This is a genomic window from Leclercia sp. M-A074-M (assembly GCF_965195605.1).
Taxonomy (GTDB): Bacteria; Pseudomonadota; Gammaproteobacteria; order Enterobacterales; family Enterobacteriaceae; genus Enterobacter.
Genome location: NZ_CBDAHM010000003.1, coordinates 617,148 through 636,733, shown reverse-complemented (window position 1 = coordinate 636,733; position 19,586 = coordinate 617,148). Strand labels below are relative to the sequence as shown.

The window sequence follows — 19,586 nt, the reverse complement described above, 5'->3', positions numbered from 1 at the left end:
CTGTAGCGCGGTGGTCCCACCTGACCCCATGCCGAACTCAGAAGTGAAACGCCGTAGCGCCGATGGTAGTGTGGGGTCTCCCCATGCGAGAGTAGGGAACTGCCAGGCATCAAATTAAAAAACCCCGTACCTTATGGTGCGGGGTTTTTTGCTTTTCCACCCTGGCGGGCACAATCAACAATCTCTGGCTAAAATAACAAGATACGCATCGTCAGCGAGGTTATTTTGCCGAACCCCCCCTTTAACTATCAACAAGATTTCGCCAACATAAACTTTCGCGACCATCCTGAGCTTTACCAGGTAGGGCGGGGAGAACAAGGCGTTCTGCTGGTTGAACCTTACAAAAGCGAAATTCTGCCCTACTGGCGATACAAAAATGCTGAGGTTGCGACAAAATCTGCGCAGGAAATATACGCACTCTTTGAGCAATACCGTCAGCAAGACGATTTTGTGGGCATGGATATGGCCAGAAAATTCATCCAGATGGGATATACCCGCGCCAGACGCTACGCCAACCACAAAGGCGGAAAAAAGTACGATGATGAACGCAATGTTCGTCCACTGGATCACGATCCCGTTAAAGCCGAAGCCGCAAAAGTATTCAAAGGATGGTGGGACAAAATTCGCGCCGATGAGGATTATTTACAGAGAAAACAAGCGCATCAAAAAAAGTGGGGCTGATGATGTTATCCGTGCCAGGACGCATTTTGTGACGGAGATAACAAAATTAAATGAAACATAATAGAAACAATTATTTTACCTAACGTTAAATTTTAAATCTGGTTTTACTGGAGTGGGTGCTTTGGCCCGCATTGTAAGACAGGGGATTTAAAATGACAGAAACCGTAGCAAGTACAGATACGGATAGTAAAAAACTGGCAGAGGACGATACTCGCCGCAGGATTTGGGCAATCGTCGGCGCATCTTCAGGCAATCTGGTTGAATGGTTCGACTTTTACGTTTACTCGTTTTGCTCGCTCTATTTTGCCCATATCTTCTTCCCATCCGGCAACACCACTACCCAGCTTCTGCAAACTGCAGGCGTTTTCGCCGCAGGCTTTTTGATGCGTCCAATCGGCGGCTGGCTCTTTGGGCGTATTGCCGATCGAAAGGGGCGAAAAACGTCCATGCTGATCTCCGTCTGCATGATGTGTTTCGGCTCCCTGGTTATCGCCTGCCTTCCGGGCTATGACACTATCGGCACTTGGGCTCCAGCCTTACTGCTGTTGGCGCGTTTGTTCCAGGGACTTTCCGTTGGGGGGGAATATGGCACAAGCGCGACATATATGAGTGAAGTTGCCGTGGAAGGGCGTAAAGGCTTTTATGCCTCATTTCAGTACGTCACCCTGATCGGGGGACAGCTCCTGGCAATTCTGGCCGTCGTGATCCTGCAACAGGTTCTGAGTGATGAAGATCTCCGTGCCTGGGGATGGCGTATTCCTTTTGCGCTTGGCGCCCTCCTTGCCATTGTGGCGCTGTGGCTGCGCCGTCAGCTGGACGAAACGTCGCGTAAAGAGGTAAGGACGTTAAAAGAGGCAGGTTCTTTTAAGGGCTTGTGGCGTAACCGGAAGGCCTTTTTAATGGTGCTCGGCTTTACGGCTGGCGGTTCGCTCACCTTCTATACCTTCACTACCTATATGCAGAAGTATCTGGTTAATACAACGGGTATGCACGCTAACGTGGCGAGCATGGTCATGACGGTGGCGCTCTTTGTCTTTATGCTCATCCAGCCCATTATCGGTGCGCTGTCGGATAGAATCGGTCGTCGTAGCTCAATGCTGATTTTCGGCGGGTTGTCGGCAATATGTACTGTGCCCATTCTCACTGCACTCCAGCATGTCACATCTCCTTATGCCGCTTTTGCACTGGTGATGGTCGCATTGGTCATTGCCAGTTTTTACACCTCGATCAGCGGCATTCTTAAGGCAGAGATGTTTCCGGCTCAGGTGCGTGCACTGGGCGTTGGGTTATCTTATGCGGTGGCTAACGCGCTGTTTGGCGGCTCAGCGGAATATGTAGCCCTGTCATTAAAATCGGTGGGGAGTGAGGCAATCTTTTTCTGGTACGTCACGCTGATGGGGGCGCTGGCATTTATGGTTTCTTTAATGCTGCACCGCAAAGGGAAAGGCGTGCGTCTTTAATGATCCGCCATCTGCCAGACGGCATAGCCGGTAGTCGCACCGGCTATGTCCCAGGCAAAATCTTTCCAGCTCCAGCCGCTCCCTGCCGGGCGGCTGTCCCAGAGCTCTTTCGATGCCCCCAGACTGACCGAAAACATCAGGCCGTATGCAGCGCTGCGGTCGCGGCTGTAGCCCTGGCGCTGTGCATATTCATTACCCGCAGCCGAGAGCATCGCCGAGGCTAAAAAGTGTTGCGCCTTATCCTGACCCGACCAGCTATCCTGAGCCATATGGCTGCATCCGCCCAAAACCAGGCAGCCCATTAACAGCAAATAACGCACAACGACCTCCATAAAAAAGCCCCGTCAATGACAGGGCTGAAGATTACAGGATGCGGCTAATCAACCGGTCGATTCGGATGCGACGTAAACGGCGAATTAGCTTACGCACTTTCACCGGATAGTCAGCGATACTTTGCAGATCGCGGTAATGGTTCACTACAGTGGTGTGCGTGCGGATCAGATCCAGTTCACGGTCGCGCGGAGCAGCCAGCTCCTGGCGGGGATCGTGGATCAAAATCGCATTTTCAAGATCCAGTCGCCACGCGCGTGGATTGAGGTTATTGCCCGTCAGCAGCATCCATTCATCATCAACCCACATGCCTTTCAGGTGATAGCTGTTGTCTTCATCTTTCCACAGACGCACAACCAGCTGATCGGTATTCACATAGTACTGCAGGCGACTCAGGAAGCGGCGCAGGTTGATCTCATAGAGATAAGGCAGGGCGCCGATGATCTTAAACGGCTGATCTTCAGGAATGAAGAAATCGTTCGCGGTTTTATCGCCAACGATAATTTCCACCTTTTTACCGTCGCGTAACAGCTGAATGATGTTACGCACCAGCACCGCCGGCAGGTTGAAGTACGGTGTACAGATGGTCAGCTTATGTTCTGTACACGGCATCAGATGGAAGATGGTCTTGTTGAGCAGGCTGGATTTACCCAGCCCAACCAGTGGGGTCACTGCAAGCTGTTCATTATCGGCATCGCCCTGGAAATGGAACATGGCATCGCGCAGTTCCTGACGGAAAAGGCGGATCTCATTTTTGATCTCCGGGCTTTTTGGTCGCTGCGGATCGTCAAGCCGATTCACGCCGCGGCCATGCACCAGATGTTGGTCCACCCACTCAAACATGACGTCAGCCATGCGGGCATTACGCACCAGGTGATAACGATCGTAACGGTATTTATCTAGTTGATGCAGATAGACATCGTTCAGACTCGCGCCGCTATAGAGCACGCTGTCATCAATGATAAAGCCTTTGAAATGGAGAACGCCCAGAGCTTCGCGGGTGTTAACAGGAACACCATAAACGGGGACATCTACGCCAGGGTTTTCCTGCGCCATGCGGCAATACCAGTCGGCATTGGTGTTGGACGCAGCGGCGCCAATACGACCGCGCTGGGCGCGATGCCAGTCGACCAGGATACGGACATCCAGCTCAGGGCGCTGGCGTTTGGCTTCGTACACGGCGCGTAAAATGGCGCTGCCGCCCTCATCCTGTTCAAGATAAAGCGCGATAATGCAGATACGATGCGTTGCGCTGGCAATTTTTTCCAGTAGCGTCTCCCGAAAGTCGGCGGGAGCATAAAAAAACTCTACATCATCAACTGACTGAGAAATCTTCGGTAGTTGAGCAAGGTGTTGTTGATGTTTATTACGCTTAAATTTTGACAACATCACAGTGCGTTTCTTCTCTGTTCATTGAAGGATTATATGTACTATGTAGACAACAGAAGCGGGCAATCATACCACCAGTGCCGTTTAAAGTGGTCAACATTTCCAGTACCTTACTCTTGTTTACCTGATGGCATAAGCTGCAGAGTCAACCCGACGATCCCATCTTCAAGCTGGATATCAACGGTAAAGCCCAGCTTTCGCGCCAGGGCGACCATGCCACGGTTGTTAGGCATGGTAATGCCATTGAGGCGGATCAGTCCGTGATCGCGCGTATAACTGATCAGTTTTTCGAGTAATCGTCTTCCCAGCCCAAGACCTTTCAGATCGGAGCGAACAAGCACCGCAAACTCCGCATCAACGTTATCAGGATCGGAGATGGCACGTGTGACGCCAAGGATTTCATCGCCCTCTTCAGTGCGTCGGACAGCAACGAAAGCCATTTCCCGATCGTAGTCGATCTGCGTCATATTGGCTAAATCTTCGTGGGTAAATTCGTTGATTTCGCTAAAGTAGCGGTAATACAAATCTTCTTTTGTGACCTGGGCGATAAAGCGCTGAAGCTGGGGTTCATCTTCTGGAAGGATAGGGCGGAACAGCGACAGTTCGCCATTTTTCATCTCCACCCACTCTTCAAGCTGATGGGGGTAAGGGCGAATAGCAAGCCGGCTTTCGCGATCGCCGGTATAGGCCGCCACATCCATCGTCACATCCAGCGCCGTCAGTTCGCTGCCGGATACCAGTAAAGGATGAATATCCAGACGCTGGATTTCCGGGCTATCGACAATCAGGTTCGATACCTGCACCAGGAACTGGCTCAGGGCGGCGATATCCAGCGGTCTTAAGGCACTGCGTCCACGGATCTTTTTGCTCTTAATCCCCTGAATCACCAGATAACGCGCCAGGTTCATGTTCAGGGGCGGCAGGGCAACCACCGCCTGCTCTTCAGGGCGCCACTCCACGCCCCCTTCGCCCAGCATAATCAGCGGACCGAAGACCGGATCGTGTTCCACTACCACCCGTAGCTCCTGCGCGCCGGCACGATTAGCCATGCTCTGCACCAGCAGGCCGTGGATCCGCGCCTGGGGCCAGGCCATTTTAACGCGATCGATAATGGCATCCGCCGCCTGCTGGACTTCCGCCGCGGTACGCAGATACAACATCACCCCCTGAACTTCAGATTTATGCGGGATATCTGGCGAACGCAGTTTCAGTGCTACCGGATAACCGATCTGCTCGGCAATATGCACCGCTTCCGCGCTGTCGCTGGCGATCCAGGTGGGCAGTGTATGCAGGCCATAGGCGGTGAGGATCGGCTGTACCTCATGGGTATCCAGCGAACGCGCGCCGTCATCAATGGCACGCTGCAACAGGTCGTGAGCATGACCCGTATTGGCGGTCAGGTTTCCCGGCAGGGCAGGCGTCTCCCGCAGCTGTTTCTGATTGCGCCGGTACTCCACCATATGCATAAAAGCGGTGATAGTGCCTTCCGGGGTACGGTAAGTGGGGAGGCCAGCCTCGCTAAACAGACGTCGCGCCTCCTGAGATGAAAATTCACCGCACCAGTTGGTCAGAAGCGACACATACTTTCCACGCGGATGCTTCTTCACAATATCAATCAGCGCACGAGCGCTTTCGCTGCCCGGGGCTACGGCACTAGGGGAGTGAATAACCATCAGGGCATCAAAATCCTGGCTGTCCAGCAGGATAGTGAGTGCCATGAGATAGTGCTCGCTGCTGGCATCGTCGCGTAAGTCGAGTGGATTACCCGGCTCCACGCCGGACGGCAATGCCTCACGCAGGCGCTGCATTGTCTCTTCGCTGAGTGTGGCCAGCTTACCGTTACGCAGCCACAGTTCATCCAGCGCCAGCGCGGCCGGTGCGGCCCCGTTACTGATGATCATCAGCCGTTCCCCGCGCAGCGGGCGCATATGGCTGAGCGTTTCGACAGCGGAAAAGAGTTCGTGGGTGTCCTGAACACGCAGCAAGCCGGCACGCTGGATAGCGGCATCCCATGCCGGATCCATGCCTGAATGAGAATGCAAAAGACGCTGGGCGGCCGGGCTACGCCCGCTTTTGATCACCAGAATCGGTTTGTTGCGTGAAGCGCTACGGGCTGCCGAGACGAAGCGTCGCGCGTCGCTGAGATGCTCAAGATAGAGCAAGATGGCGCTGGTTTTGCTATCGCGCGCCAGAAAATCCAGCAGCTCGTCAACGTCAATGTCCAGACCGTCGCCCAGCGCAATGAAATAGGAAAAGCCCATTTCGCGCTGCTGGGCCCAGTCGAGGATGGTATTAGAGACCGCCGCCGACTGGGAAATAAAGGCCAGCTTGCCTTTACGTATCGGGACGGGAGAAAAGCTGGCATTCAGCCCCTGCCACGGTGCCAGCAGACCCAGACTGTTTGGCCCCAGCAGTCGCATCTGGTAGCGCGTCGCGCAGGCCAGCAGCTCCGCCTGTTGTTCAGGGGGCGAAGAGAGAATAATGCAGGTTTTGCAGCCCTTCTTCCCCAGCGCGTCGAGCAGGGCGATGTTACGTCGGGCGTGGGTGCAGAGCACCGCGAGATCGGGAATGAAGGGCAGGCTCTCCACATCCGGCCAGGCAAGGACACCCAACACCGCCTTATACGCGGGGGTAACCGGCAGTATCGGGCCATTAAAGCCGCCAGCGAGCAGGTTACGCATCATCAGATAACCGGCGCGTTCAGGCTTCATCGACGCGCCAATCACGGCTATGGATTTAGGGCGGAGTAAGGCTTCTAGCCCGCGCTGGCTCATACAGATCTCCTGAAAAGGCGAGTGACCTGATGATTTTAAACGCTTTCCGGCTCCGCCGCTGTGATGCTTCCCTTATGAATGGTTTTTCCGGCCAGATAACGTTCGCGAAAGCGTGAGAAGTGATCGCCCAGGGCGCCTGCCGCCTGAACGTCCCCCGCCAGATCCAGCAGGGCAATGGCCACTTCGGCAGTACAATACTGGCCTTCTGCGTGGGCTTCACGCAGCCGGTAAGCCGAGACGCGCGACAAATCGACGGAGATCACCGGCAGCGCATCCAGATAGGGGCTTTTGCGAAACATTTTACGCGCTTCAGTCCAGGTGCCATCCAGCATGATAAACAGCGGCGGTTTGCCGGCGGAGGGCGCGGTAATTACCTGGCGCGTCTCACCGGCGTAGGAGGCCGGAAACACTACCATCGGTTGATAGTCGGGGCTGGCGACCAGATCGAGCAGCGCCTGAGGTGGCTCAGTGCGTGACCACTGGAAGGCTGCGGTATCCGGTAGAATATCGGCGATCAGCCGTCCGGTGTTGCTGGGCTTCATCGGTTCGGTATCGAACATCACCAGGCAGAAACGGCTTTGAGCATGGCTGGGCGCCAGCGTCGCGCAGAGACACTGCCTGAGCGGCAGCAGACAGCGCTGACAGCGACGAATGCGGTTACCACGGGCAAGAAAAGGGCGAGTCGCACGCGCCAGGCGTTGGGCGCGCAGTTGCAGTACGGCGTTATCAGTCATGGGAAGGAGCGCAGAAAAAACGCCATTCTCGCAGAGGCGAGGGCGGGGCACAAGTTACGTGCCCCGGAATGTCAGAGGGATTCGTTCAGCCAGCTATCAAAAGGTGCTTTCGGAACGGCACCATTGAGCATATCGACGACTTCACCATTTTTGAAAATCATAATGGTCGGGATACTACGAATGCGGAAGCGGGAGCTCAGTTCGCGCTCAGCTTCGGTGTTCACTTTCACAAAACGCATTTTACCGCTACGCTCTTCGGCGACATCTTCAAAGATCGGCGCAAAGTTACGGCAAGGGCCGCACCAGGGTGCCCAGAAGTCTACAACAACCGGCAGATCATCCTTCAGCAGTTTATCCAGAGTTTCGCCGGTAGCATTAATCACGTCACCATCGAACAATTCATGACCGCAGCGTCCGCATTTTGCTCCGTCATCAATGCGATCTTCCGGAATGCGGTTAAGAGCCTGGCAGTTGGCACATACGGTATTCATAACTAACCTCAGGTAGAGCAGGGGGACAAATCGGCAACATGCCGGTTATGTTTCCAATATGTTACATATTATCAACGACCCTGTTTGAAACGACAATGCGTTTTGTTCAATGAGAACAATAGTCACAGGCTTTTATACGAAGTAATGGCTATGCGCCGGGACATCGGGTAATCTGCGCGCTTCGCGCAGCGCTGGTGGAGAAAAGCATGAACGACGAACTGAAAAACAAAAGCGGCAAGGTCAAAGTGATGTATGTCCGCAGTGACGATGACTCTGATAAACGCACCCAAAATCCGCGTACCGGAAAAGGTGGCGGACGTCCAGGGCCATCTCGTGCAGACGGTGGCCGTCGCCCCGCCCGCGATGAGAGAAGCAGCCGCGGTGATGACCGCAAACGTGACGACCGTAAGCGTGATGATTTCAAACGCGACGATTTTAGCCGCGACGCCTCACCGTGGCGTACCGTCTCCCGCGCGCCGGGCGACGAGTCCACAGCGCCCGTCGATCACGGCAGCATGGCCGGTAAAACGGTTATCGATCCGGAAGTGATCCGCCGTCAGCGTGCCGAAGAGACGCGCGTCTATGGCGAAAACGCCTGTCAGGCCCTGTTCCAGAGCCGTCCTGATTGCATCGTGCGCGCCTGGTTCATCCAGAGCGTCACGCCGCGTTTCAAAGAAGCGCTGCGCTGGATGGCGGCCAACCGCAAAGCCTACCATGTGGTGGACGATGCTGAGATCACCAAAGCGTCTGGCACCGAACACCATGGTGGCGTCTGCTTCCTGATTAAGAAACGTAACGGTACCACCGTTAAGCAGTGGGTCAGCCAGGCTGGCGAAGATGATTGCGTGCTGGCCCTGGAAGACGTGGGTAACCCGCACAACCTCGGCGCCATGATGCGCAGCTGTGCCCACTTCGGCGTGAAAGGCGTTCTGTTGCAGGATGCGGCTCTGCTGGAATCCGGCGCAGCAATCCGTACGGCGGAAGGCGGCGCGGAGCACGTTCAGCCGATCACTGGCGACAGCGTGCTGGAAGCGATTGAGCAGTTCCGTCAGGCGGGCTATGCCATCGTGACCACCTCCAGCCACAAAGGCACCACGCCGCTGTTTAAAGCGACACTGCCCCGTAAGATGGTGCTGGTGTTGGGTCAGGAGCGCGATGGTCTCTCCGATGCGGCACTCTCCAGCGCCGATCTGAGCGTCTCTATCGATGGCACCGGCAATGTAGAAAGCCTCAACGTATCCGTTGCGACCGGCGTTCTGCTGGCGGAATGGTGGCGTCAGAACAAAGCATAATCCCGCTTTGTTCGTCGTTCGTAGGCCCGGCAAGCGTAGCGCCGCCGGGCAATGTGCCGGGTGGCGGCTTCGCCTTACCCGGCCTACAACAACTTACTCGCTTTCAGCCGGTAACTCCGGCATCCAGTCAATCGGCGTTTCGCCCTGTTTCTCCAGCCACTCATTCGCCAGCACAAAATGATTGCAGCCAAAAAAGCCGCGATGGGCTGACAGCGGTGACGGGTGCGGCGCTTTCAGCACATGATGGCGCTGAGTATCAATGATCGACCCTTTCTTCTGCGCATGCGATCCCCAGAGCAAAAAGACCACGCCTTCCCGGTGCTGGTTAATCAGGCTGATGACCTTGTCGGTAAATGTCTCCCACCCGAGGCTGGCATGAGAATGGGCCTGCCCGGCGCGAACCGTCAGCACGGTGTTGAGCAACAGAACGCCCTGACGCGCCCAGCTTTCCAGGTAACCATGTGAAGGTCGGGTAAACCCCGGTACGGAGGCTTCCAGCTCCTTATACATATTCAGCAGGGAAGGGGGGATAGCAACGCCCGGACGCACAGAAAACGCCAGGCCGTGTGCCTGACCCGGTCCGTGGTAGGGATCCTGTCCCAGGATAACCACTTTGACATCTGCCAGCTCGGTAAAACGAAAGGCGTTGAACACATCTTTCTGGGGCGGATAGATGGTGATGCCGTCCTGACGTTCCGCGGCAACGGTATTCAGAGTATTAACGAAGTAAGGCTGTTTTTTTTCATCGGCCAGTACGTCGTGCCAGGTTAAAGGTGCTGTCATCTCGCTCTCCTGCGAATTTTCACTGTCTTTAGCTTAACTGCATATGACGAGGGAACAAAACTGGCGAGCCAAAAATGTCATTGCACTGAAAAATATTGAAAATTTACACGGAATTTTGAAGCCAATTGCGAGGTTAAAATTGATATAAAACAATAATCTCCGTTTATCACCCTTTTACTGGTGTGGTTTTTGTTGATTTAAGTCAAGGAATGGCGAGGGTTTGACTGATATATATACACTCAAGCAACAATGGTTTTACCAATTGCCCGGACGAACGGGCGACACCCAATATTGTAGTGTAAGGGAGACATCACATGATTACTGGTATCCAGATTACTAAAGCTGCAAACGACGACCTGCTGAACTCTTTCTGGCTGCTGGACAGCGAGAAAGGCGAAGCGCGTTGCGTATGCGCAAAAGCAGGCTTTGCTGAAGATGAAGTTGTTCAGGTTAACGCGCTGGGCGAGTTCGAATACCGCGAAATCCCTATGGAAATCAAACCTGAAGTCCGCGTTGAAGGCGGTCAGCATCTGAACGTTAACGTGCTGCGTCGTGAAACGCTGGAAGATGCTGTTAAGCATCCGGAAAAATATCCGCAGCTGACCATCCGTGTTTCTGGCTACGCGGTACGCTTTAACTCACTGACTGCCGAACAGCAGCGCGACGTTATTGCCCGTACCTTTACTGCCAGCCTGTAATCGTTACCAGCGTACAGATAAAAAAAGCCGGGTTAGAACCCGGCTTTTTTATTACTCTTCTTTCTGTGTCACCGGCGCGCTGCCGCTAGGCTTACGACGCTTGCCCACGTTTTTGGTATCACGGTGGCGTTGCTTCACGCGCGGTTTCTCTTTCTCTTTCGCCTTTTTCTCGGCACGTTTAGCGAGCACTTTCTTGGACGGTTTGCCCGTCATTTTTTCGCTCGGCGCACGGGTGCTCGGACGCAGTTCGTCGATCACGCGGGCCTTCAGCGGCTCTTCAACGTAACGACCAATTTTTTGCAGCAGCAGATGGTCATGCGCTTCGACCAGCGAAATGGCTGTCCCTTTACGCCCGGCACGACCGGTACGGCCAATGCGGTGGAGATAGGTATCCGCAGTGCGCGGCAGATCGAAGTTGAACACGTGGCTGACATCAGGAATATCAATACCGCGCGCAGCAACGTCGGTCGCCACCAGCACGTTCACGCGGCCATCGGTCAGACGTTTGATCGCTTCGTTACGTTTAATCTGCACCATCTCGCCTTCGAGATAGCAGTTATTGATACCCGCTTCACGCAGCCAGGTCGCCAGCTCGTGCACACGCTCACGTTTCCGTACAAAGACGATAGAGCGGGTGGCTTCAGGCTGTTTCAGCAGGTGGATCAGCAGCGCGGTTTTATGCTGAATATCATCGGCGCGGTAGTACCACTGATGGATCTTCTTGCGCTCGCGGGTGGACGGGGTGGCGGAAACCTCAACTGGGTCCTCCAGAAGACGCTCAGCAAAATCTTTAATTGCATCGCCTTCCAGCGTCGCGGAGAAGAGCATAGTCTGCTTACGCCAGCGGGTCTCACCGGCAATGTGTTCGATATCCTGCGCAAAGCCCATATCCAGCATACGGTCAGCTTCGTCAAGAATTAAGGTTTCAACCGCACGGCAGTCGAAGTTCTCTTCTTTGATGTATTGCAGCAGACGCCCGGTCGTCGCAACGACGATATCCTGGTTCTCACTGAATACTTCGGCGTGGTTCATATAGGCCACACCGCCGGTAATGGTTGCGATATCCAGGTGGGTATTCTTCGCCAGCTCACGGGCATGATCGGTAACCTGCATCGCCAGTTCACGGGTCGGGGTGAGGATCAGAATACGCGGCGGACCTGATTTCTTACGCGGAAAATCCAGCAGATGCTGCAACGCAGGCAGCAAATAGGCTGCCGTTTTACCCGTGCCGGTTGGCGCAGAACCGAGCACGTCACGGCCCTCCAGTGCAGGCGGAATTGCCGCTTCCTGAATAGCGGTCGGGCGTGTGAAGCCTTTTTCCTGGAGCGCGTCCAGAAGGCTTTCATCGAGTTCAAGTTCGGAAAAAGTCGTTACAGTCATGTTCTACCTCTGTGTGGGGCGCTGATTATAGACGTTACGGCTGCAATCTTCATCTGTTTGTGTGGATATCCCTTTTCCGTCGTTACGCTTTCACCTATGCTACTCCCGTTTCACTTTGAAGGTTGCTCCGACATGTCTCAACTCAAAGCGCAGCTGCGCCGCGATGGTTTTACTTTTAAGCAGTTCTTTGTTGCCCACGATCGCTGTGCAATGAAAGTCGGCACTGATGGCATTTTACTGGGGGCATGGGCACCGGTAGCAGGCGTTAAACGTATCCTCGACATTGGCAGCGGCAGCGGATTATTAGCCCTGATGCTGGCGCAGCGTACCGAACACGCTGTCACGCTTGACGCGGTTGAACTGGATCCCCAGGCGGCTGAGCAGGCAGCGGAAAACGTAGCGGAATCCCCCTGGGCTTCGCGCGTATCTCTTCATTGTGCGGATGTTCTTGCCTGGGCGCCAGAACAAACGGGCCGCTATGACCTGATTGTCAGCAATCCTCCCTATTTTGAACCGGGCGTAGCCTGTGCTACACCCCAGCGAGAGCAGGCCCGGTATACCGACACGCTCGATCATGGCGCGCTGTTAGCCTGCGCTGCCGGGTTGATCTCCGAAGAGGGATTTTTCTGCGTGGTATTACCGGAGAGCGCAGGCAGTGCATTTATTGCCAGCGCGCTGGAGATGGGCTGGTTTTTACGCCTGCGCACCGATATTGCGGAAACCGACGGCAGGCTGCCGCACCGGGTGCTGCTGGCGCTGTCGCCGAAAGAGGGAGAGTGCTTCAGCGACAGGCTGGTGATACGTGGGCCAGATCAGCGTTATTCCGATGACTACACGGCGCTGACCCACCCCTTCTATTTATTTATGTGAGCCAGCGGTGAGAGCACCGACGGGCCGGAATGCTCAAGCTGCTCCGGGTAGTCGAGCGTGTAGTGCAAACCGCGGCTCTCTTTGCGCATCATTGCGCAGCGCACAATCAGCTCCGCCACCTGAACCAGATTACGCAGTTCCAGCAAATTATTGGATACGCGGAAATGGGCGTAATACTCATCAATTTCCTGCTGCAGCATGGTAATACGGCGCAGGGCGCGCTCCAGACGTTTGGTGGTGCGCACAATGCCGACGTAATCCCACATAAAGAGGCGCAGCTCGTGCCAGTTATGCTGGATCACGACCAGTTCATCCGGGTTCTCCACGCGGCTTTCGTCCCAGTCCGGCAGGTTTTCCACCTGGCGGGCGTAAGGCATGCGCTTCGTGATATCTTCCGCCGCTGACCAGCCATACACAAGGCACTCCAGAAGCGAGTTTGATGCCATTCGGTTCGCGCCATGCAGGCCGGTGTAGCTCACCTCGCCGATGGCGTACAGGCCGTCAACGTCGGTCCGGCCATGATCGTCGACCATCACGCCGCCGCAGGTATAGTGCGCCGCGGGCACCACCGGCATCGGCTCTTTGGTGATATCGATGCCGAGCCCCAACAGTTTTTCATAGATGGTCGGGAAGTGCTGGCGAATAAAGGCTTCGGGTTTGTGGCTGATATCCAGATACATGCAGTCCACGCCCAGGCGTTTCATCTCATGATCGATAGCGCGGGCCACGACATCACGCGGCGCCAGCTCGCCCCGCTCGTCGAAATCCTGCATAAAGCGCGTGCCATCCGGGCGTTTTAAATGCGCGCCTTCACCGCGTAGCGCTTCGGTCAGCAGGAAGTTGCGTGCCTGCGGGTGGAATAGCGCAGTGGGATGGAACTGGTTAAATTCCAGATTGGCCACGCGACAGCCTGCTCGCCAGGCCATGGCAATACCGTCCCCTGAGGAAATATCCGGGTTGGTGGTGTACTGATACACCTTAGAGGCACCGCCGGTTGCCAGTACAACCGATTTTGCCCGACAGGTTTCCACCTTCTCTCTATTACGGTTCCAGACCCAGGCTCCCACAACGCGCCGCGTGCCCGGCAGACCAATCTTATCGGAGATGATCAAATCCACCGCGTTGCTGCGTTCCAGCACCCGGATGTTGGGATGGCTTAACGCCTGGCTGACCAGCGTCGTTTCGACTGCTTTACCAGTGGCATCTGCGGCATGCAGGATCCGGCGATGGCTGTGTCCGCCCTCACGCGTCAGGTGGTAACTCTCTTCTCCATTGGCCTGCACGTGGGTATCAAACAGCACGCCCTGATCGATCAGCCATTGCACGCAGTGGCGGGCATTACTGGCGACAAATTCAGCCGCGTGTCGGTCCACGATACCGCCACCTGCAATCAGGGTATCTTCGACATGGGAGTCGATACTGTCAGTTTCATCAAACACCGCAGCAATTCCGCCCTGGGCATAGAAGGTAGAACCTTCGCTAACAGGACCTTTGCTGAGGACAATCACTTTCTGGTGTGGGGCGAGTCGCAGCGCCAGTGAAAGGCCGGCGGCACCGCTGCCGATAATCAGTACGTCACAGGTGAGTTCGGAAATTGCGTTCATGATGTGTGTTTAATTTACTAAACAGTGTTTGGCCAGCATAGCACCTGAATGCGATGAATCGCACGTTTTTTTTAAGAGTTGTTGCAATGACTAAACAAAGGCTGGACAGCGATAAGGGACTAAAAGGGCGAAAATATTTTGCGTAGCAGATCGTTAGCTTCAGATTTTGTGGTGAAATAAAGCCCGTCTTGCGTTACCCTGCAAGCGGTAAAAGACCATTTCTTAGCAGAAACTGGGTACGTATCGGTATCAGACTTATAATGATAGAAAATGAACGGTCTGCGACGTGATTAACAAAAACAAAGGCGTGACGGAACTAATTGAAATAAAGACCCTCAAAGCAACTGCTTGCTCACAGTGCAGTGTTTGGAGTGGCGTTTCGATAACGCGTGGAATTTAGGTTTGGGGAGACTTTACCTCGGATGAGCGAGCAGTTAACGGACCAGATTCTGGTTGAACGGGTCCAGAAGGGAGATCAGAAAGCCTTTAACCTACTGGTGGTGCGCTACCAGCATAAGGTGGCGAGTCTGGTGTCCCGCTATGTACCGTCAGGGGATGTTCCTGATGTGGTACAAGAGTCTTTCATTAAGGCCTATCGTGCGCTGGAATCTTTCCGGGGAGATAGTGCTTTTTATACCTGGCTGTACCGTATTGCCGTCAATACGGCTAAGAACTACCTCGTCGCTCAGGGCCGACGTCCGCCTTCAAGCGATGTCGATGCTATCGACGCTGAAAATTTTGAAAGCGGCGGTGCGTTGAAAGAAATTTCGAACCCTGAGAACTTAATGTTGTCAGAAGAACTGAGACAAATAGTTTTTCGCACCATCGAGTCGCTCCCGGAAGATTTACGCATGGCAATTACGTTGCGGGAGTTAGATGGCCTGAGCTATGAAGAGATAGCCGCTATCATGGATTGCCCGGTCGGTACGGTTCGCTCACGGATCTTTCGTGCGCGAGAAGCTATTGATAATAAAGTTCAACCGCTAATCAGGCGTTGACGATAGCGGGATACTGGAAAAGGTATTAGGCATGCAGAAAGAACAACTTTCCGCTTTGATGGATGGTGAAACGCTGGACAGTGAGATGCTCAACGAGCTCTCTCGCTCTCCTGAGATGCAAAAAACCTGGGAGAGTTATCATCTCATTCGCGATACTCTGCGCGGCGATACCAGCGATCTCCTCCATTTTGATATCTCAGCTCGCGTAATGGCGGCCATAGAGAACGAACCTGTTTCTCAGGCCACCCCGCTAATCCCCGAAGCCCAACCTGCACCGCACCTGTGGCAGAAGATGCCTTTCTGGAACAAAGTGCGCCCCTGGGCGAGTCAACTGACTCAAATGGGTGTGGCTGCTTGCGTATCGCTTGCAGTTATTGTGGGCGTCCAGCACTATAACACTCAATCTGAAGTGAGCCAGCAACCAGAAGCGCCAGTGTTTAATACACTGCCGATGATGGGCAAAGCCAGCCCGGTAAGTCTGGGTATTCCTTCTGATGCCTCGGCCGGTGCCGGTCAGCAGCAGCAGGTCCAGGAGCAGCGCCGTCGTATTAACGCGATGTTGCAGGATTATGAATTGCAGCGTCGTCTGCATTCTGAACAGCTTCAGTTTGAACAGGCGCAAACGCAGCAGGCTGCTGTGCAAGTGCCAGGAAACCAAACTTTAGGAACGCAATCGCAGTAATGAAGCAACTTTGGTGCGCCATGTCTCTGATGGCGGGTAGCCTGTTGTTCACTGTCAACGCCTCGGCTGATGTATCGTCCGGGGCGTTGTTGCAGCAAATGAACCAGGCCAGCCAGTCACTCAACTACGAGCTGTCTTTTATCAGTATCAATAAGCAAGGTGTAGAGTCGTTACGCTATCGCCATGCCCGTCTTGATAAACAGCCGCTTGCCCAGCTTTTGCAGATGGATGGTCCGCGCCGCGAAGTCGTGCAGCGTGGCAATGAAATCAGCTATTTCGAGCCGGGTCTCGAACCCTTTACGCTGAATGGCGACTACATTGTTGATTCGCTGCCTTCGCTCATTTATACCGATTTTAAACGGCTCTCCCCTTACTACGACTTTATCTCCGTAGGACGTACCCGTATCGCCGATCGGCTCTGCGAGGTGCTGCGGGTGGTCGCCAGAGACGGAACACGTTACAGCTATATCGTCTGGATGGATGCAGAGACCAAGCTGCCAATGCGGGTCGATCTGCTGGATCGGGATGGTGAGACGCTGGAGCAGTTCCGGGTGATCTCTTTCACCATCGACGATCAGGTCGGTAACAGCATGCAGAATCTGGCAAAAGCGAACCTGCCGCCGCTGCTCTCCGTCCCGGCGGGGGATAACGTCAACTTTAACTGGGCGCCCAACTGGATCCCGCAGGGCTTCAGTGAAGTCTCCAGCAGTCGACGCCAGCTGCCCACCATCGATACCCCGGTTGAATCCCGTCTTTACTCCGACGGCTTGTTCAGCTTCTCGGTTAATATCAACCGGGCAACACCGGTCAGTGCCGATCAGATGTTGCGTACCGGGCGTCGCACCGTCAGCACCACAATACGGGATAACGCAGAGATCACCGTTGTCGGTGAACTGCCGCCGCAAACGGCTAAACGTATCGCCGACAGCATTAAATTCAGGGCTGCACAATGATCAAAGAGTGGGCAACGGTCGTTTCATGGCATAAGGGCGTCGCGCTGGTCAGCTGCGACGTCAAAGCATCCTGCAACAGCTGCGCCTCCCGCGCCGGTTGCGGCAGCCGGGTGCTGAACAAACTTGGACCACAGACCTCACACACGATCAGCGTGCCCAGCGCAGAGCCGCTGGTGGAGGGGCAAAAAGTCGAGTTAGGAATCGCTGAAGGTAGCCTGCTTGGCTCGGCGATGCTGGTCTATCTCTCCCCGCTGGTGGGGTTGTTTGCCCTTGGCGGTCTGTTCCAGGTACTGTTTGGGACCGATCTCGCCGCCATGTGCGGCGCAGCGCTGGGCGGCGTAGGCGGTTTTTTACTGGCTCGCGGCTTTTCCTCCCGTCTTGCGGAGCGTGAAGCGTGGCAGCCCGTTATTCTCAGCGTCGGATTGCCACCCGATCAGCTGCGTGTCGACACGCTCTCTTCAGAAGCCCGGTGATGTTACCGGGCTTTGTTTTATTTACATCTCATAAAAGAAAACGCCAGATCTTCGCGCTAAGCTTGCTGGAAGAGCATTTCCTGGTGACGGAGATGTAGTGTAGAATGCTGCGTTTTCGCACTGAAAAACGTCAGGCTAAGAACAGCGGCCTCCAGGAATTCGTAAGGCATAATTATTTAACTATATGAAGAACATACGTAACTTTTCGATCATTGCTCACATTGACCACGGTAAGTCGACGCTGTCTGACCGTATTATCCAGATTTGCGGTGGCCTGTCTGATCGTGAAATGGCAGCCCAGGTACTGGACTCCATGGACCTGGAACGCGAACGCGGTATTACCATTAAAGCGCAGAGCGTTACGCTCGACTATAAAGCGTCTGACGGTGAAACCTACCAACTTAACTTTATCGACACCCCAGGCCACGTTGACTTCTCTTATGAAGTTTCCCGTTCGCTGGCGGCCTGTGAGGGCGCGCTGCTGGTAGTGGATGCGGGGCAGGGCGTAGAAGCCCAGACCCTGGCGAACTGCTATACCGCGATGGAAATGGATCTCGAGGTGGTGCCGGTTCTGAACAAGATCGACCTGCCAGCCGCCGATCCTGAGCGTGTGGCGGAAGAGATCGAAGATATCGTCGGCATCGACGCGACCGACGCCGTGCGCTGCTCGGCAAAAACCGGCGTGGGTGTAACCGACGTGCTGGAACGTTTGGTGCGTGACATCCCGGCGCCGGAAGGCGATCCGGAGGGGCCACTGCAGGCGCTGATCATCGACTCCTGGTTCGATAACTATCTCGGCGTTGTCTCGCTGGTGCGTATTAAAAACGGCACCATGCGTAAAGGCGACAAGATCAAAGTGATGAGCACCGGACAGGTTTACAACGCTGACCGTCTGGGTATCTTCACGCCAAAACAGGTCGACCGTACCGAACTGAAGTGCGGCGAAGTAGGCTGGCTGGTTTGCGCCATCAAAGACATCCTCGGCGCGCCAGTGGGCGATACCCTGACGGGCGCCCGCAACCCGGCAGAAAAAGCGCTGCCAGGCTTTAAAAAGGTAAAACCGCAGGTTTACGCCGGTCTGTTCCCGGTCAGCTCTGACGATTATGAGAACTTCCGTGACGCGCTCGGCAAGCTGAGCCTGAACGATGCTTCCCTGTTCTATGAGCCAGAAAGCTCGACGGCGCTGGGCTTCGGCTTCCGCTGCGGCTTCCTCGGCCTGCTGCACATGGAGATCATTCAGGAGCGTCTGGAGCGTGAATATGACCTGGATCTGATCACCACCGCACCAACGGTCGTGTACGAAGTCGAGACCACCTCCAAAGAGGTTATCTACGTCGACAGTCCATCCAAGCTGCCGCCGCTGAATAATATTCATGAGCTGCGCGAGCCGATCGCCGAATGTCACATGCTGCTGCCGCAGGAGTTCCTCGGCAACGTCATCACGCTGTGTATCGAAAAACGCGGTGTGCAGACCAACATGGTTTACCACGGTAACCAGGTGGCGCTGACCTATGAAATCCCGATGGCGGAAGTGGTGCTCGACTTCTTCGATCGTCTGAAGTCAACTTCACGCGGTTATGCGTCGCTGGATTACAACTTCAAACGCTTCCAGGCCTCCAACATGGTGCGTGTGGACGTGCTGATCAACGGCGAGCGCGTCGATGCGCTGGCGCTGATCACCCATAACGACAACGCCCCATATCGCGGTCGCGAACTGGTAGAGAAGATGAAAGATCTCATCCCACGCCAGCAGTTCGACATTGCGATTCAGGCGGCCATTGGCAACCATATTATCGCCCGTTCTACGGTGAAACAGCTGCGTAAAAACGTTCTGGCAAAATGCTATGGCGGTGACGTCAGCCGTAAGAAGAAGCTGCTCCAGAAGCAGAAAGAAGGTAAGAAGCGTATGAAGCAGGTCGGTAACGTTGAGCTGCCGCAGGAAGCGTTCCTCGCCATTCTGCACGTTGGTAAAGACGGAAAATAACCCTTAAGGA

Annotated in this window: 19 protein-coding genes and 1 rRNA gene; 12 read left to right on the top strand and 8 right to left on the bottom strand. The window is 54.8% G+C overall.

The genetic code is table 11. The features are described 5' to 3' along the window. From rrf to ACOKCT_RS09620, 3 genes are all read left to right on the top strand, one after another. Nucleotides 1-108 (top strand): 5S ribosomal RNA (gene rrf, locus ACOKCT_RS09630); the annotation flags it as partial. 117 nt (nt 109-225) lie between these two features. Then, nucleotides 226-681, top strand: a complete 456-nt coding sequence (locus ACOKCT_RS09625) for a DUF4385 domain-containing protein (RefSeq protein WP_103180771.1) — start codon at nt 226-228, stop codon at nt 679-681. A 152-nt stretch (nt 682-833) separates the two neighbouring features. Next, complete coding sequence (locus ACOKCT_RS09620; RefSeq protein ID WP_156655043.1) at nt 834-2,141, top strand: MFS transporter; 1,308 nt, start codon at nt 834-836, stop codon at nt 2,139-2,141. Here ACOKCT_RS09620 and ACOKCT_RS09615 read toward each other — a convergent pair. From ACOKCT_RS09615 to trxC, 5 genes are all read right to left on the bottom strand, one after another. Next, nucleotides 2,138-2,473: a YfiM family lipoprotein gene (locus tag ACOKCT_RS09615; protein ID WP_255584953.1), complete on the bottom strand. Its 336-nt coding sequence runs from the start codon at nt 2,471-2,473 to the stop codon at nt 2,138-2,140. The two genes, ACOKCT_RS09620 and ACOKCT_RS09615, sit on opposite strands and share 4 nt — an antisense overlap. A gap of 31 nt (nt 2,474-2,504) precedes the next feature. Beyond that, nucleotides 2,505-3,860, bottom strand: a complete 1,356-nt coding sequence (gene pssA, locus ACOKCT_RS09610; protein ID WP_159340020.1) for a CDP-diacylglycerol--serine O-phosphatidyltransferase — start codon at nt 3,858-3,860, stop codon at nt 2,505-2,507. A gap of 110 nt (nt 3,861-3,970) precedes the next feature. Further along, nucleotides 3,971-6,634, bottom strand: coding sequence for a GNAT family N-acetyltransferase (locus ACOKCT_RS09605; protein ID WP_420193401.1), 2,664 nt, complete (start codon nt 6,632-6,634; stop codon nt 3,971-3,973). A 35-nt stretch (nt 6,635-6,669) separates the two neighbouring features. Beyond that, nucleotides 6,670-7,368, bottom strand: a complete 699-nt coding sequence (gene tapT / locus ACOKCT_RS09600) for a tRNA-uridine aminocarboxypropyltransferase (RefSeq protein ID WP_103180767.1) — start codon at nt 7,366-7,368, stop codon at nt 6,670-6,672. Nucleotides 7,369-7,439: 71 nt separating this feature from the next. Further along, the gene (gene trxC / locus ACOKCT_RS09595; RefSeq protein WP_103180766.1) at nt 7,440-7,859 is read right to left on the bottom strand and encodes a thioredoxin TrxC; all 420 of its coding nucleotides are present in this window, start codon (nt 7,857-7,859) and stop codon (nt 7,440-7,442) included. A gap of 206 nt (nt 7,860-8,065) precedes the next feature. Here trxC and ACOKCT_RS09590 point away from each other — a divergent pair, with 206 nt between their 5' ends. Then, complete coding sequence (locus tag ACOKCT_RS09590; protein ID WP_103180765.1) at nt 8,066-9,151, top strand: tRNA/rRNA methyltransferase; 1,086 nt, start codon at nt 8,066-8,068, stop codon at nt 9,149-9,151. Nucleotides 9,152-9,244: 93 nt separating this feature from the next. Here the strand turns inward: ACOKCT_RS09590 and ung are convergent, their stop codons facing one another. Beyond that, nucleotides 9,245-9,934 carry a uracil-DNA glycosylase gene (ung, locus tag ACOKCT_RS09585; protein ID WP_103180764.1) on the bottom strand — a complete coding sequence of 230 codons (690 nt, stop codon included), beginning with the start codon at nt 9,932-9,934 and terminating at the stop codon, nt 9,245-9,247. Between the two features lie 314 nt (nt 9,935-10,248). Between ung and grcA the strand changes: the two genes are divergently transcribed. Continuing rightward, nucleotides 10,249-10,632, top strand: a complete 384-nt coding sequence (gene grcA / locus ACOKCT_RS09580) for an autonomous glycyl radical cofactor GrcA (RefSeq protein ID WP_103180763.1) — start codon at nt 10,249-10,251, stop codon at nt 10,630-10,632. Nucleotides 10,633-10,683: 51 nt separating this feature from the next. Here the strand turns inward: grcA and srmB are convergent, their stop codons facing one another. After that, nucleotides 10,684-12,012, bottom strand: a complete 1,329-nt coding sequence (srmB, locus tag ACOKCT_RS09575; protein ID WP_159340022.1) for an ATP-dependent RNA helicase SrmB — start codon at nt 12,010-12,012, stop codon at nt 10,684-10,686. A 132-nt stretch (nt 12,013-12,144) separates the two neighbouring features. On the opposite strand from srmB, the gene trmN reads away from it, so the two are divergent. After that, complete coding sequence (trmN, locus tag ACOKCT_RS09570; protein ID WP_103180761.1) at nt 12,145-12,882, top strand: tRNA(1)(Val) (adenine(37)-N(6))-methyltransferase TrmN; 738 nt, start codon at nt 12,145-12,147, stop codon at nt 12,880-12,882. On the opposite strand, the gene nadB is transcribed toward trmN, so the two are convergent. After that, the gene (gene nadB / locus ACOKCT_RS09565; protein ID WP_159340023.1) at nt 12,867-14,486 is read right to left on the bottom strand and encodes an L-aspartate oxidase; all 1,620 of its coding nucleotides are present in this window, start codon (nt 14,484-14,486) and stop codon (nt 12,867-12,869) included. The genes trmN and nadB overlap by 16 nt on opposite strands. 357 nt (nt 14,487-14,843) lie before the next feature. Here nadB and rseD point away from each other — a divergent pair, with 357 nt between their 5' ends. The 6 genes from rseD (at nt 14,844) to lepA (ending at nt 19,576) form a co-directional block, all read left to right on the top strand. Beyond that, a complete protein-coding gene (gene rseD, locus ACOKCT_RS09560; protein ID WP_233212310.1) occupies nt 14,844-14,912 on the top strand; it encodes a rpoE leader peptide RseD in 69 nt (22 codons plus the stop codon). Beyond that, nucleotides 14,909-15,484 carry an RNA polymerase sigma factor RpoE gene (gene rpoE / locus ACOKCT_RS09555; protein ID WP_032613187.1) on the top strand — a complete coding sequence of 192 codons (576 nt, stop codon included), beginning with the start codon at nt 14,909-14,911 and terminating at the stop codon, nt 15,482-15,484. The genes rseD and rpoE overlap by 4 nt, the downstream gene beginning before the upstream one ends. Before the next feature lie 31 nt (nt 15,485-15,515). Further along, nucleotides 15,516-16,166 carry an anti-sigma-E factor RseA gene (gene rseA, locus ACOKCT_RS09550; protein WP_103180758.1) on the top strand — a complete coding sequence of 217 codons (651 nt, stop codon included), beginning with the start codon at nt 15,516-15,518 and terminating at the stop codon, nt 16,164-16,166. Beyond that, nucleotides 16,166-17,119, top strand: coding sequence for a sigma-E factor regulatory protein RseB (gene rseB / locus ACOKCT_RS09545; RefSeq protein ID WP_103180757.1), 954 nt, complete (start codon nt 16,166-16,168; stop codon nt 17,117-17,119). Before rseA ends, rseB begins: the two co-directional genes overlap by 1 nt. Beyond that, complete coding sequence (rseC, locus tag ACOKCT_RS09540) at nt 17,116-17,592, top strand: SoxR-reducing system protein RseC (RefSeq protein ID WP_114385946.1); 477 nt, start codon at nt 17,116-17,118, stop codon at nt 17,590-17,592. The genes rseB and rseC overlap by 4 nt, the downstream gene beginning before the upstream one ends. A gap of 184 nt (nt 17,593-17,776) precedes the next feature. Beyond that, nucleotides 17,777-19,576 (top strand): translation elongation factor 4, encoded by a 1,800-nt coding sequence (gene lepA / locus ACOKCT_RS09535; RefSeq protein WP_103180755.1) that lies wholly within the window; start codon nt 17,777-17,779, stop codon nt 19,574-19,576. Nucleotides 19,577-19,586 lie beyond the last annotated feature (10 nt).